The following is a 14444-nucleotide window of genomic DNA, read 5'->3' on the forward strand; positions in this document are numbered from 1 at the left end:
CCTCACCATGACAGACTTCCAAGCAGTGTCTCCAACAGCTTGGTTACACTTATACTCCAACGGGTTTGTTGCTTTTCGTCCAATTCGGCTTTTAGGGTATTGTTAATATGCTTGTTCTCCAGTGCAATGGTATATAGGGGATCAAGGGTTACATAGGAAACGGGAGAAGTACTTTTGATCCGAAAAGTTGTGCTTTTGCCCGCACCGTCCCAAGCCTTGAATTTCGTGGTTCCATCCTTGAAGGTAAATTGGACAGGGATCTTGGGATAATCCGCCCCTTTTTTGCTGACCGTCACGACTGCTTCATATCCATTCTCCAGCTTGTGGTTTGTGATGTGATCCACTGAAAAGTCCGCCATCTGGCCGTCATATACATACTGTTCAAAATAGTGGCTCCATGAGCGTCCGGTGACTCTCTCCACGATACGTTGAAAATCCTGTGAGGACGGATGCTTAAATCGGTACGTCTGGACGTAGGTCCGCATAATGCGATCCATTTTTTTTATACCCACCTGACGTTCAATGCCCCGTAGTACCAGCTTGCCTCGAGAGTAGGCATTTTGCGCGTACTCAGCAGCCGAGCCGTACTTCCATGACTCACGGTTTAGCGGCTGTGGGGAGGATACCTGTCCCGATTGTAATGGCAAGTTGGGGGTAAGCCCATATTCTTGCTCCATAAGTCGCTCCTCTGCATAGGAGGTGAAGCCTTCATCCAGCCACGGCTCCTCAAATTCATTATTGGCTACCATTCCATAGAAATATTGATGTCCAATCTCATGAACTAATGTCCGTTCCAGACTATAGCCAGGATTGAGATTACCCGCAGCAGCGGCCGTGATGAGTGTCGGATACTCCATGCCGCCAGCTCCATTGCCTGATTTAGGTGGAACCACGATGGACAGGGTGGAATATGGATAAGGCCCGTACCATTTGCTGTAGTACAAAAGAGCGGCCTTCGCTGCGCTCATATAGCGTCCTTTGAGCTCCTTGTGCGATGGGTCAAGGTAGAGCTTGATTTTGACACCAGGGACTTCAGCAGAAGAAAAGGGTTCTTCTACGGCTACAAAGTTGGGTGAAGCGGACCAGGCAAAATCGTGTACATCATCGGCATAAAATTGATATATTTTTTGTCCGTTCTGTCGGACGCCACCACGGGTGGGAAATCCGGTCGCTGCTACGATATGAGTTTCAGGCACCCGAATCCGTACGCTGTAAATTCCAAAATCGGCATAAAACTCGGAGTTACCATGATACTGGTGGAGGTTCCAGCCCTCCTCGGCGCGTCCACGCTGTCCTGCAGTCTCGTAGACACTGAGCTTCGGGAACCACTGTCCTGCCATTACAAAATCATCTGTCCCACCCATACGAGCAAAGATGGCAGGCAGTTTTACCTCAAACTTCATATATAATGTGATTTCTTCGCCACCTCGTACTGGCTTGGGTAGACGCACCTTCATGAGCGAACGGTCGCCTGCGTTACCGTCATCTGGCTGCACATATTGGATGCGATGCATGAGGGATAAACCGTCTTCTGTTTTTAGTTCAGTCAGCGTCATAGAGCCAAAGCCGTCTTTGGGCATGGTGTCTCCGCGCAGCTTTCCACCGGATTCCTTCATAAAGGTGGTTTCCATGGAAGAGAAGGCGTTCGGGTATAGATGAAGATACAGATCATTCACGGTTTTCTTGCCCGGATGTTTCCAGGTCAGTGTCTCAGTGCCTCGCAAAACCTGTCCCTTTTCCAGAGATACATCAATGTGGTACTCTACCACCCGTTTGCTGAGGATTTCTGTAGCGGGTTGTGGAGGGTTCTTGGGCAGGTCAGGCAGGATGTTTGCCCCTAGAGGCTTGCCCACATTTGGGGCAAGCGCAGACTCAGACAGGGAGCCGTATAGTGGTTGGCCTATGGACTGCGGGTCGGATTGCGATTGGGGCTGCCAGGCAAACCATAACGTCCCTGCGAGGAGACCGAGGGCTAGTGTAGACAATAAAACGATTTTAGTGCGTGCTGGGGTCATACAATGGATACCTCCCGTTGACAAGCATCTACAGCATGTATATGTTTGCTTTCAGGAGATTATTAGTTAAAATATTTATAGTGTAGAATGAGTGTGAAGACGGGAAATGGAGGTCTAGTGACGCATGAGTGAAAATCAGCCGGACGGCAAAAAACAGATTGCACTGAACATTGTCAGTGGCAAGAGTAAACATAAGGGTTTCGGCGCAGGCTCAATTGACCTGAACAGCATGTCACCGGTCATCATTGACCGAGGAGAGGCGAAAATTGATATCGGTGCCATGCATGCCAAAAGTAAAGTAGAACGTGGTATCAAGTTCTCTACGAATAAAGAGGACGTACCGAACGGACGCCAGGTATGGCTCGTATGGGTAGCTGTGGACCGTACAGCCGAAGGACGTATGTACGGCGGCGCCACCGCCTGCGAGATGCTGATTGACGACGAGGCCAAACGCGGCTGGAAAATCCTCGCCGATCACGTCAACCGTATGGATTACGCGCTCAAGCGTCGTTTCATGCTGGAGGATCTCGGCAGCGAAGATAGGGCAGCGCTCAAAAGCCTGCTCATTTCGCATAACGAGGAATGGTGGGACGCTTCGCCTGAGGAATTGAAGCAAGCGCTGGAAGGGTAGGCCAAGCGTTAACACGATTCCAGTGTACACAACTGCTTAAAGAGCAGTCGGCAGTAAGGTTCAGAAGTAGACCGATACCTTGGTTGGGGGCGGTCTACTTCTTTTTCATGTAGGTAAGCAATGCTGAATGAACATGCCAAACATGATCATCAAAGAAATTGCTGGAAAAGTATACTATAAAAAATCTGTTTTTAAGAGATAAAACACTTAAATCCGCAATTTGTTAGAGCACCTCCAAGTTACATGAAAATTATTGTAACAGATATGTAGTTATGAACTGATAGCTCCTTGACATCCTGGAAAGGCATTCACTATAATTCAGATAGAAATCGCTTCCACTCTTCTTTCTATTCATTTTGTGGAACCGGTTCCTTGAAAGATGTAGTTAAGTCCTATTTACTGTTTATGAATGTAATCTCTAAATAAGGTGGCATCGTTATGTTTAAATGGTTGAAAAAGAAGGCGGCTCCTCGTATTGAAGAATTCGAAATGATAGCACCAATCAAAGGAAAAGTGGTTTCCCTGGAGGAGGTTCCAGATCCTGCGTTCTCTACGAAAGCTATGGGGGATGGCATCGCTATTCATCCGTCTGAGGGTAGGGTCACCGCTCCTTTCGCGGGAAAAGTTGCCCATGTCATGGAGAAAAGTAAGCATGCTCTGATTATTGAACATGAATCCGGCGTACAAGTTTTGATACATGTCGGGATTAATACCGTCTCTCTCAAAGGACAAGGGTTTAATCCTCATGTCCAAGTAGGAGATAGCATTAAAGCTGGGCAATTATTGATGGAGTTTGACCTGGATGCGATTCAACAGGGTGGATTGCCTGTAATTACGCCGGTAATCGTTCCAGATGGGCAAGAGATGATTAGCCATGTGGAAATCCTGGAAGGTACATCTGCCTCTCCAGAAGTACCTGTATTAAGAGTTCACTTAAAAGCCTAGTTCTCATTCAAAAAAGACTAACCAGGAATTCCTGGTTAGTCTTTTCTTTAGATGATTCACTGACCAGTCAAGGGGTGGGTACGACCATGTAAATCAAAGGTTAGGATTCATATATTTCAGATATCCGCTGATTACAATTGCCTTCGTACAGCCCTCCATGAAAGCAGACCACTTTTTTAATATCATATGGCAGCAGGTTTTTAAGAGATTCTTTGGCCATATTGAAATCACAGCAATATTGCGGGTCTGGAGCCAGTAATTTGCCGCTTACCACGCGTAGAGCATCTCCTGCAATCAGGGTTTGACTGGATTTATGATAGAAACTTAGGTGTCCTGGTGTATGTCCAGCAGTATCTATAACTACGATCCCCCCACAGAAGGGCAGTTTCTCTCCGGCAACGATGGTGGAGTTTACAATAGCCTTTGGGGGATTTTCAAGTGTACGCCGGAATGCGTGTCTCCACTCTACCGGAACGGATTCGGGCATGGAGCTTACAGCTTGATCTATTGCTTCTGGAGTCAGCTTTATAAGCTGTTTTTCTCCCTGTATATAGGGCTTTTCGATAGAACTGGCTAATACTTGAACTGGGGATGAAGAGGCTCGGACTATATCTGCTAAACTGCCGATATGGTCAAGGTCCTGGTGTGTTATTAATATAGAGGTAAGTTTATGGATTGCTAATCCGGTGTCTAGAATAGCCTCATGTAAAAGTGAGAGTTGCCCGGGGTAAGCCGTATCAACTAAAATCATGTTATCTTCGTCCCACACTAAAGTCGGGTGAATACTCTCTATACTTCCCATAATGTTAGCAGAAACCTGGAGCATGTGTATTCCCTTGTCTAATTGCATCGAATCCCTCCCATAAGAGTTGATGTAATACAAAGGAATCGTATCATTAAACATAAATATGTAAAAATATACTATATCATAAAAATAATTATTTGTAAATATGTAGAATTTTAAATTTGTGTGACAGTTAGGAGTGATGACGTGAAGAGAATTTATTTTGTCAGACATGCCCAAGCAACAGGACAGGAACCAGATGCCCGACTTACCGATGAGGGTACCCGACAAGCTGAGCAGTTGGTTGATTTTATGGAGAATGTAGGTGTGGAATATATTGTGTCCAGCCCGTGGAAACGGGCCGTGCGAACCATTCAGCCCTTGGCTGAACGGAAACAGTTGCAGGTGTATACTGATGTACGTCTTCAAGAACGGGTACTTAGCCATGAGCATTTGGATCATTGGCTGGACGTGCTGGAACAGACCTATTTGGACGAGGACTTGAAGCTGGAGGGAGGGGAATCATCCCGTGAAGCAGTAGATCGAGGAATCCAGCTTGTTCAGGAGCTTATAGAGCGGGCGGAAAAAACGGTTATCATTGTAACTCATGGAGCTTTACTATCTCTTCTCATTCGACATTACGATCCGCAGTTTGGGTTTGAGGACTGGAAAAAGCTTTCGAATCCCGACGTGTATTTGCTAGAACTGAAAGAAGCAGAAGCCAAGATTCACAGAGTGTGGGGTTGAAATAAATAAAGCACGTTCACATAAGTGCAGAATGGAATCGAAAGGGGAGGCGCATGTTGAAGGCAAACCGTTTTTTAGAATTAGAAAAGGCGTTGTTTCGAGCTTGGTCTTTGGAGTCTAGCTCTAAATGGACCGCAAATAATCCTGCGTCTGGGCAATGTGGTGTCACAGCACTCGTCGTTCAGGACAGGTTTGGCGGCGATATTTTGAAAACATGGCTGGATAGTGGTTGGCACTATTACAACCGCATTGGTGAGGACATTATAGATTTTACGAGGTCGCAATTTTCAAGCCTTCCACAGTATCAGCATGTACACTCCAACCGGGAAGAAGCATTCTCAGACACCAATGCAGAGCAGTATGCAGCCCTAAGTCAGAGATTAAAGGAATTTCTAAACGAAGAAGAATAAGGGGATTTAAATCTGGATGCAGTCATAAAGGCGTGATTTTTGAACCTGATCCAATGGAAGGTGCTTTTTGTTGCCCAATATACATTAAAGAACTGAGTAATCAGTAAAATTCTTGAAGATAAAAGCTGTATTTACGTTATAAAATGAGCTATATACTGAGGTGAGAATAATAAAGAAGTCGTGCGCTAACACGACTCGAATATACAACCACTGCTTAGAAAAAAACTAATGCAGCCAATGGTTTGGAATGCTTAGAGAAGGGGGCAGTTTGGTTTTACAATTGCCCTTAGCCGAATTTAATTGCGCCTGTGTAAGAAAGATACTTCCTTCCAGATTAGCCCCACTTAAATCAGCATCTCTAAAATCCGTACCGATCAAGTCTGTCATTCTCAGATCAGCCTCTCGCAGATCAGCAGCAATCAGTAAAACTCCTCTCAGGTTGGTACCTCTAAGATCAGCGCCTCTCAAATTGGCCCCGATAAGGTCTCTACTCCTGATCTTTTTACTATATTTGTTGTGCTCTATGTTTTTCTTAACTTTTTCTCGTACTAACTCACTTGTTTGTAAAAGTAAATCATTGACTAACGCCCTATGGGTGGGTACATGAAGATTTATGAGAGATTTTGGATCTTGATTCGTAAGCTGCTCGGTTTTCGCCATAGCCTTTTGTAAGTCTGTATAGATGGGATGAGTTTCTTTTAAGTTAAGGGCTTCATTTAGGTAATAAAGCATTTCATGAAGCTGTTGCATGATGGGAAATATATTGAACATTTCCTCAGCTATTGCCGGATCGTCTCGCCAGCTTTTTCCGTTGTATGTAACTTGGGAAACTTTTTGGCCTGCTCCAAAGCAATCATATACTGTACAGCCTCGCAAGCCGTTATTTCTTAGGTTCTTATGAATATTACAACGATAATCCGCATTTAGGTTTTGACAAGGGGTTCCTCCGTCCTTATTAAAAGCAAAATCGGCTGATTTAGCATAAGGCAAGGCTACACAGCATAAACCAAAACATTGTTCACAATTTGCACTATACAATAAACACACATCCTTTTATTGGCACCTATTAAATATAATATTACCAAAAAAAGATGGAGCATGGTCTATTGTTTTTCTATAGACTTCTAGAGTCTGCTGGATCGTTTAGAGAAGAAATTTAGTCTTTTGCCAAATTTAATTGCCATGAAACACCGTATTTGTCTTCAACCCAGCCAAATTGTTGGCTTACGGGCGAGGCTTCAAGGGGCATTAGAACTCGGCCTTCCTGAGATAGCTGACCAAACACACGATGAATTTCTTCTTCCGAATCACAAGTGACGAATAGCGATAGAGCTGGGGTAAAAGGGTGTTTGTCCTGATGTTTATAGTCTATAGCCATAAAGGTTTGCCCTTTGAGGTTGAATACGGCATGTAACACGGTCCCATCTTCCTGATGGAAAATGCTCATGATACCAGACGGCTTAAAGACAGAGGTATAATATTGCATGGCTTCTTCTGCTTGACCAGAGAACATGAAAAATGTTGTAATTTTTGGATTGGAATCATGCATGAGATCAGCTCCCTAGACTGGATCGTAGATGGTAACATCTTTCCTCTTTTTTAATAGAAATATTCATGAAGACGTACACACGTGAAAGGAGAAAACAGGATGATGGACACGACAGCAAGACTTATGGATATGTTCGGCTCAGGCAAGAAGCTGGACGCCAGCATCATTTCCGCCTATACGGATGTGGTTGCCCAATATGGGACAGTGGAGGATGCGTGGGAGTTATATAGGCTTTTTGTAGAAGATCCCCACCATTATATCAGGGGGTTGCTCCTCCAGCCGATCATGAGATGCGGGGATGTTACTTTGGCGCAGGATATGTACGAGCGTTATGTGCGAAATCAGGCATCCCCAGAACATATACCTGACGGCGTGCTGTATGTGCTAGGTTATTTGGGTTATGTGGAGGCTGCTGCTGATCTTGTCGCTTTGGTGAACGGACCGTATGGAGCTGTGTCTGTGGATGCCTGTTTGGGACTGGTACATCTTCCATGCGAACCGTACCGTGAGAAACTGGCGGCTGAATTGGAAAAAGTGTTGGATCAGCATTTGTTTAATGAATTCTTACCTCTGCTAAGCTTCAAATGCACTACTGAAGATATGGTTCCACGATTGGTGCATTGGGGAGAACGACATGCCTCGGTAGACTGTAATGCGGGAATTATTGCTGGAATTGCCTTGTTTGGAGAGGAGCAAAGGGATACGATTCGGTCTATTTTGTGGAATCCGCTTTGGGAGGCTCATGGAACAGCTACGGGAAGCTGTGTGTGGTCTTATATTGCTATGCAGCATGTAGGGTTGACCTTTAGAGAGCTTATTCAGGATATAAAAAGCTGTGATGTGTCCAAAGCAGGTGTACAGGACTTGGAGTACCGTTTGGAAGTGTTGTATGAGATGCTGGAACTAAAACTAAGTTATACAGCCCGACCGATCCGGTTCGCTCGCTGTAACGAGGAATCATTTGGTCAGCTCTATAGCGATTTATTTAGCTGGTCCACAGAGCATAAGGATGACTCTATGATAGGCTGGATGAACGACAATTTAGGGTATAAGCATCGGCTGCTGGAACAGTATGATGAGCTCAGGAAACGAGTCGAGATTAAAATGATACATGAAATTGAGCTGGAGCATGTTCAAAAAGGAAGTTAATCGTATCAGGAAATAAGAATTTTTGATGTAAAAGGACGAAATAGCGGAGTTTGGCGGAGATATGGGGATTCGCCCAGTCCGCGGGCTGGTGTCCCGCATAGGATACATCAGCCTAGACACAAGGAGTGAAACACATGTCTTTACTGCCACAAGTTCCTTTCGGAACGCAACCGGGTATTCCGGGTCCATTCACGCCGTCAAGTCCTCCGATTCCACAATTTCCTGATATGCAGGATTCGTTCCCGTCTCCGATAGGTCCGCCACCAGGCCCAGGATCATTTTCGCCACAGCCGTTCTCACCGCCGCCGCAAGGGCCGTTCGGTCCGCAAGGTGGGCAGCAAGCTCAAGCACCCACTTCTCCACCACCGCAATTTACGCCACCGAAGCCGCTGGTTTCGGCGTATGCGGTTGACCCTGGAGCCATCTTCGGTTGTTTGTTCCGCAACACGTTTGTATGGCTGACGAACGGAGAGCGTTTTTGGCTGTACCCTGTCTTTGTAGGCAGAACATCGGTAGCGGGTTTTCGGTGGAGTGGACGTTTTTGGTTTTATTATGGTGTAGACCTCAACCGTATTGAGTCGTTTAGCTGTTATTGGTAATAGCGCAGCTTTAGGGAAGAGCGGGGTTTAACGGGATGATGGCTGATGGCACTGGCAAGAGAGGTAAATGGGCATATGAGGTAAGTGATGCGAAAATAAAAAGACTGAGAGAGCGCTCATCGCGTTCCCCCCAGTCTTTTTTTGCTATTAATCCATCCACCAACGCTTAAAATTGCCCCACCACGATTTCTTTTCAGCTTGTCGCTCCGCTTGGTCAGTTGGTGTGGATGCCGGTTGGTTATCTTGCCCCGATAGCGTCTCCTTCGGTTCCGTGCCGCTGACGAATACCTCCAGCCGCTTGTCCGGGCTGTCCGGTGCAGCCAGCTTGCCGCTGGCCGGGTCAATATAAGCGCTGACTACGCCGTCAGGGATAGGAAAGATTTTGGGTGGCACATTCTCCAGCGCTTTCTCCGTATATTGCGCAAAAATCGGAGCCGCCCGTCGGGCATCCTGTGTGCTGATGTCCTTGCCCTTGTCATAGCCGACCCAGACAGCGGTGGACAGCTCGGGGGTAAAGCCGACCATCCACGCATCGGTGTTGGTCGTGCCGCTCTTGCCGGCAACCGGGCGCTTGATCAGCTTCGCGACCCGGTTGCCAGTGCCGCCTTCCTCGAACACGCCTTCCATAAGGCGTGTGAGGACGTAGGCGGAGGCGGGCTTCACCACCTGCACGGGCGCGGCTTGGGGCGCTTCGTACAGCGACCGCCCGGCAGCATCGGTGATGCGCAGCACTGCCACCGGAGCCACCTTTTGCCCGCCGCTACCGATGACCGAGAAGGCCGAGGCCATCTCGAACGGGCTGACGGGCGACACACCCAGCGCTAGCGAAGGTACGGGCTTGAGCTCGCTTGTAATGCCCATTTTGCTGGCGAGGTCCATGACCTTATCCGTTCCCACCTTCAAAATGGTGCTAACGGCATAAATATTATCGGACGCCGCAATTGCGCGCCGAAGATCTATTTCGCCCAAATATTTGTCTCCAAAATTTTTGGGCTTATAGGTCTTGCGATTGTTATCGTAGTGGAACAACGTCGGTCGGCTTTCGAACTTGGACGTACTCGTCAATTCGCCGGAATCCAGTGCGCTTAGATACATAATCGGCTTGAAGGAGGAGCCTGGCTGCCGGGTTGTGGCCAGCGCATGATTATATTGATTCCCGACATAGTTCGTTCCGCCGACCATGGCCTTGACATGCCCGTTGCGCGGGTCCATGGAGATTAACGCGGTTTCCAGTCCGTTGCTGTTCTTCATGCCCTCGTTTACAGCCGCCTCGGCTGCTTGCTGCATGTGCATGTCCAGCGTGGTATAAATACTCAGGCCGCCATGCTCAAGCACCCCTTCGCTAATCCCGAGCTGATGTGTCACCAACTGGCGGACGTAATCGCGGAACCAGGGAGCGGTTTCCACTGTCCGACGCTGGCTCTCGGGCCGCAGGGCTAACATTTCCTCATAGGCCTTGGTGGCTTCAGCCGGTGTAATTTTGCCGATAAGCGCCATGGAGTCCAGAACAATTTTCTGCCGATCCTTTGCATTTTTCATATGATTATACGGTGAATAGTAGGTCGGCCCTTTCGGAATACCTGCTAACAGGGCGCTTTCGGCCAAGTCCAGATCCTTTGCGGATTTACCGAAATACATTTGCGAAGCTGCTTCAATGCCATAGGCGCCGTGACCATAGTAAATTTCGTTCAAATACATTTGTAGCAGCTCATTTTTGGTGTACTTCATTTCAAGCTGTGCAGTATAGATGGCCTCCTTGGCCTTGCGCGTCCACGTTTTCTCATGAGATAAGTATAGATTGCGTGCAAGCTGCTGAGTCAGCGTGCTGGCCCCTTGCGACATATCCCAGCGGGTCAGATTAACGATTACCGCCCGGCCCAGACCTTTGAAATCAAAGCCAAAATGATCGTAAAACTTCCGATCTTCCACAGCCAGGGTAGCTGCAATCAAATCGGGTGAAATGTGATCAAGCTGGACCGGAATGGATTCTTTGCCTCCAGCAGAGAAAGTGGCGATGACTTTCCCCTGACTATCGAGCAGACGTGAATTCCGATCCGTATCCGCGAGCGGAAGGCTGGTCGTGTACAAATAGGCGAGCAGGATGCAGGCGGCGATGACCGTCAGGATCGTGAGAGACATCAGTCCTTGAAACAATCGAAGCCAAAGCGGTTTACGCTTGGGGGATCGTCCGGTCGTATCGGTCATCATGCCACCTCCTTCCATAGTTGATGTTCTCAGTATAGTCAATCCGAAAGCGTCTATTCATCAGATACACATACGTGTCTATTTTAAACAAGATTAAATCTCCAAATTGCTTTAGCAGCTCATTCAGGTATCACTTATAATGCAAAAAGTGTGAAATTCCAATGTGTTTGGTACAATAAATATAGCAAACTTGGCGTTTGCGTGTTACTGATATAAGGAAAGTCAACGTTTATGCTACCGGATTGCCGGACACATACTTTGATCAGAAAGAAGGTTGGAATGATGGACTTGTGGTTTACGGAGAAGCAGACTCCCTCTTTCGGTATTACAGCAAAAATCAAACAAACCTACGTCTCTGAGAAAACAGATTTTCAGGATCTGGCTATGATCGAGACAGAGGAATTCGGCAATATGCTTGTTCTGGATGGCATGGTGATGACAACGGTTAAGGATGAATTTGTGTATCACGAAATGGTAGCACATCCAGCTTTGAATACACATCCCAATCCGAAAAAGGTTTTGGTTGTGGGCGGTGGCGATGGCGGCGTTATTCGTGAGGTCATCAAGCACCCTGAAGTGGAAAAGGCTGTATTGGTGGAGATCGACGGTAAGGTGATAGAATATTCCAAGAAATATTTGCCTGAAATCGCAGGAAAGCTGGACGAGCCTAATGTAGAAGTGCTGGTCAATGACGGATACATGCACATTATTGAACACAAAAATGAATACGACGTCATTATGGTCGATTCGACGGAGCCCGTAGGTCCGGCAGCCCCGCTGTTCGAGCGCGGGTTTTACCAAGGTATTTTTGAAGCATTGAAGGAAGACGGTATTTTCGTTGCACAAACGGATAATCCTTGGTTCAAGGCAGATCTGATTCAGAAGGTTAACAAGGATGTGAAGGAAATTTTCCCGATTGTGCGTGTATATGGTGCGAACATTCCAACCTATCCGAGTGGTCTATGGACATTCACGTTGGGTAGTAAGAAGTATGATCCGCTCGAAGTAGACGAAAACCGAATTCCAGAGATGGACACCCGATATTATAGTCCGCGTTTGCACAAAGCGGCGTTTGTACTACCTAAGTTTGTAGAGGATTTAACGAAGTAAACATTTTAAGAAAAAGCGTCTTAGTGGTCTTTATTGCCTGTTTTTGGGCGGAAAGGAGCGCTATAGGCGCTTTTTTGTCTTGAATAAGATTTAAAAATGGCCATGAAAGCATACTGGACACTGAATTTCCTTTTAAGATAAAAGAAGGAAATTTAAGGGTGTGTGTAGAATATACAAAAAACCAGACATTTAACAGATTTGTAATGTCAACAGGGACGGTTTGGTTATGGAAATACATAAATCGGCGATGTACCAAAGAGGGGGAAACTTTTTTGATCAGACGCTCTTTTTATTACCTGTGGGGGTCCCAGACGATCTCCAACGTAGCAGATATCATCTACATGTTGAGTGTAGTGGTATTGGTGTTCAGCTCAAGTAATTCCTTAATGACGACTATTCTAATCCCGCTGTTCCGATTGTCTGCCCAAGTGCTTAGTGGGCTCGTTGCACCAATCGTCCTCGGCCGATTTCGGCTAACACGCGTGTTGCTATTTTCCCAGTTTGGTCAGTTTGTCATTTTTACGCTACTGCTGCTTTATTTGTGGATCGTACCTGAGCAGAGGTCGTTTCTATTTATTTTTGTGATGGTGTTCGGTATGTCTTTTCTGGATGGCTGGACCAATCCTGCGCGTAATGCGCTTGTACCCCGTTTGGCTACGGGTGAAGGGCTAATGCGTGCCAACGGCATGGTGGCGGTCAGTGATCAGGTGGTCAGGTGTGCAGGCTGGGCGCTGAGCGGAATTATTGTGGCTTGGCTGGGTTCCCTGAATACGCTTGTGATTGCATCCTGTTGTTATCTCGTGGCTGTAACTGTCACGTCCTTCATTCGTGATCCGCTGGATCAGAAGGAATTAAGTCTTGAAGCTTCGGATTCCTCGACAAATGCAGTAGAGCCTGCAAAGGCAAAGGAAAAAGGCTCCCATTGGAAAGAGCTTGGGGAAGGCTGGACAATCATTTGGCACAACCGTCGTATTCGTTCTCTGATGATCGTCGATAGCGTGGATAGTATCGGGGGAGTCTCCTGGCTTGGGGTATTTATTCTGGCGTACGTCAGCCAAGTGCTGCATCGGGATGCGAGCTGGTGGGGCTTTATGAATGCGTCCTTTTTCTCGGGCACGATTTTGGGTGGATTGATTGTCGTTGGCTTGGTCAAGCGATTGCAAAAGAACAGCTTTTTGTACATGCTCGGAGCATTGCTGGTGTATGTACTGATTACCATTGTATTTGCGCTGAATACCATCCCCGCTGCTGCGCTTATTCTTTTTGCTGTATCAGGCTTACCTGTTCAGATGGCTGGTATCATTCGCCGCACCTTGCTGCAAACCAGTGCACCGGCAGCCCAGCTGCCCAAAGTGATGGCGGGAATTGATGTGCTTACAAATCTCGCTTTCGGTCTGTCTTTGTTATTCATGGGCTGGTATGCAGACCGTTTCGGTATGGTGCAGGTGTATTTGTTGGCTGCGGCCATGACTACCGTTGCTGTTCTGATCGGCTGGTTCTACCGCAGGGATTTTCAGGAAAGTGAGCAAATGGACCAACCAACCGCTACGGGCGCTGGGATTTAAAATTGGGGTTCCCGTTAGGCGTGACAGCATTCATTGGATGAGTTCAATTTTACAGGAACACCACTGGAATAACGTTGACGGTGGTGTTCCTTTCATATCATATTAAATTAAATGGTATGTCTGTTGAGCAATACGTGCCATTCCTAATGTCAGGTCCGTTTGCTCGTGAGATATGTTTTGACGGCAGGAGGAGTGTAATTTGTAAATTGCTGTAGGATTCCTTGCGAAGTAGTATCCGTAATTACCAACGCACGATATTTTTCCTGCATAAATTGTTCCTCAACCATACGATTAAACAAGGAAATAAGAGGATCGTAATAATGGTTAATATTTAAAAGACCGCATGGCTTTTCATGCAAGCCTAATTGCGCCCATGTGAAAATTTCAAAGTATCCTTCCATTGTACCTGGGCCACCTGGTAAAACAATGAATCCGTCCGCAATCTCTGCCATTTTAGATTTTCGTTCGTGCATGGAATCAACAATGATTAATTCGCTCAGGCCATTATGTGCAATTTCACGGCTTTGCAAAAAGTGAGGGAGTACACCGATGACGTGACCTCCTGCATGAAGTGCCGCGTCAGCCACTGCACCCATTAAACCAACACTTGCTCCTCCATAAATCAGGCTTATTTCCTGTTCGGCAAGTGCCTTGCCCAGAGCAACAGCATGCTCTCGATAAATCTCAGACGCTCCATTACTGGAACCGCAAAAAACAGCAATGCTTTTCATATGA

14 protein-coding genes are annotated in these 14444 nt (G+C 46.7%); 8 read left to right on the top strand and 6 right to left on the bottom strand.

The genetic code is table 11. The features are described 5' to 3' along the window. Positions 1–2: 2 nt before the first annotated feature. Positions 3–2015 carry a M1 family metallopeptidase gene (locus tag MKY75_RS00550; protein ID WP_340883982.1) on the bottom strand — a complete coding sequence of 671 codons (2013 nt, stop codon included), beginning with the start codon at positions 2013–2015 and terminating at the stop codon, positions 3–5. Positions 2016–2139: 124 nt separating this feature from the next. On the opposite strand from MKY75_RS00550, the gene MKY75_RS00555 reads away from it, so the two are divergent. Next, on the top strand, positions 2140–2646 hold the full coding sequence (locus tag MKY75_RS00555; RefSeq protein ID WP_340883983.1) for a YwhD family protein: 507 nt from the start codon (positions 2140–2142) through the stop codon (positions 2644–2646). A gap of 438 nt (positions 2647–3084) precedes the next feature. Beyond that, positions 3085–3591, top strand: coding sequence for a PTS sugar transporter subunit IIA (locus MKY75_RS00560; RefSeq protein WP_029514933.1), 507 nt, complete (start codon positions 3085–3087; stop codon positions 3589–3591). 100 nt (positions 3592–3691) lie between these two features. On the opposite strand, the gene MKY75_RS00565 is transcribed toward MKY75_RS00560, so the two are convergent. Then, a complete protein-coding gene (locus MKY75_RS00565; protein WP_029514932.1) occupies positions 3692–4441 on the bottom strand; it encodes an MBL fold metallo-hydrolase in 750 nt (249 codons plus the stop codon). A gap of 141 nt (positions 4442–4582) precedes the next feature. Between MKY75_RS00565 and MKY75_RS00570 the strand changes: the two genes are divergently transcribed. Both MKY75_RS00570 and MKY75_RS00575 read left to right on the top strand, forming a co-directional pair. Next, the gene (locus MKY75_RS00570; RefSeq protein WP_029514930.1) at positions 4583–5122 is read left to right on the top strand and encodes a histidine phosphatase family protein; all 540 of its coding nucleotides are present in this window, start codon (positions 4583–4585) and stop codon (positions 5120–5122) included. A gap of 56 nt (positions 5123–5178) precedes the next feature. Next, positions 5179–5532 (top strand): YunG family protein, encoded by a 354-nt coding sequence (locus MKY75_RS00575; RefSeq protein ID WP_318628410.1) that lies wholly within the window; start codon positions 5179–5181, stop codon positions 5530–5532. A 225-nt stretch (positions 5533–5757) separates the two neighbouring features. On the opposite strand, the gene MKY75_RS00580 is transcribed toward MKY75_RS00575, so the two are convergent. Further along, positions 5758–6570, bottom strand: a complete 813-nt coding sequence (locus MKY75_RS00580) for a pentapeptide repeat-containing protein (protein ID WP_069011488.1) — start codon at positions 6568–6570, stop codon at positions 5758–5760. 118 nt (positions 6571–6688) lie between these two features. Then, the gene (locus tag MKY75_RS00585; protein WP_340883984.1) at positions 6689–7081 is read right to left on the bottom strand and encodes a VOC family protein; all 393 of its coding nucleotides are present in this window, start codon (positions 7079–7081) and stop codon (positions 6689–6691) included. Between the two features lie 99 nt (positions 7082–7180). On the opposite strand from MKY75_RS00585, the gene MKY75_RS00590 reads away from it, so the two are divergent. Further along, positions 7181–8230, top strand: coding sequence for a hypothetical protein (locus MKY75_RS00590; protein WP_069011487.1), 1050 nt, complete (start codon positions 7181–7183; stop codon positions 8228–8230). 134 nt (positions 8231–8364) lie between these two features. Beyond that, on the top strand, positions 8365–8829 hold the full coding sequence (locus MKY75_RS00595) for a hypothetical protein (RefSeq protein ID WP_029514922.1): 465 nt from the start codon (positions 8365–8367) through the stop codon (positions 8827–8829). Positions 8830–8976: 147 nt separating this feature from the next. Here the strand turns inward: MKY75_RS00595 and MKY75_RS00600 are convergent, their stop codons facing one another. After that, positions 8977–11034, bottom strand: coding sequence for a transglycosylase domain-containing protein (locus MKY75_RS00600; protein ID WP_340883986.1), 2058 nt, complete (start codon positions 11032–11034; stop codon positions 8977–8979). 282 nt (positions 11035–11316) lie between these two features. Between MKY75_RS00600 and speE the strand changes: the two genes are divergently transcribed. Both speE and MKY75_RS00610 read left to right on the top strand, forming a co-directional pair. Next, entirely contained in the window at positions 11317–12144 is an 828-nt protein-coding gene (gene speE / locus MKY75_RS00605) for a polyamine aminopropyltransferase (protein WP_029514919.1), read from the top strand. A 272-nt stretch (positions 12145–12416) separates the two neighbouring features. Next, positions 12417–13709: an MFS transporter gene (locus tag MKY75_RS00610; protein WP_029514918.1), complete on the top strand. Its 1293-nt coding sequence runs from the start codon at positions 12417–12419 to the stop codon at positions 13707–13709. Positions 13710–13858: 149 nt separating this feature from the next. On the opposite strand, the gene MKY75_RS00615 is transcribed toward MKY75_RS00610, so the two are convergent. Continuing rightward, positions 13859–14440, bottom strand: a complete 582-nt coding sequence (locus MKY75_RS00615; protein WP_340883989.1) for an LOG family protein — start codon at positions 14438–14440, stop codon at positions 13859–13861. Positions 14441–14444 lie beyond the last annotated feature (4 nt).

The sequence above is a fragment of the Paenibacillus sp. FSL L8-0663 genome, assembly GCF_038008125.1.
In the GTDB taxonomy this organism is placed as follows: Bacteria; Bacillota; Bacilli; order Paenibacillales; family Paenibacillaceae; genus Paenibacillus; species Paenibacillus polymyxa_D.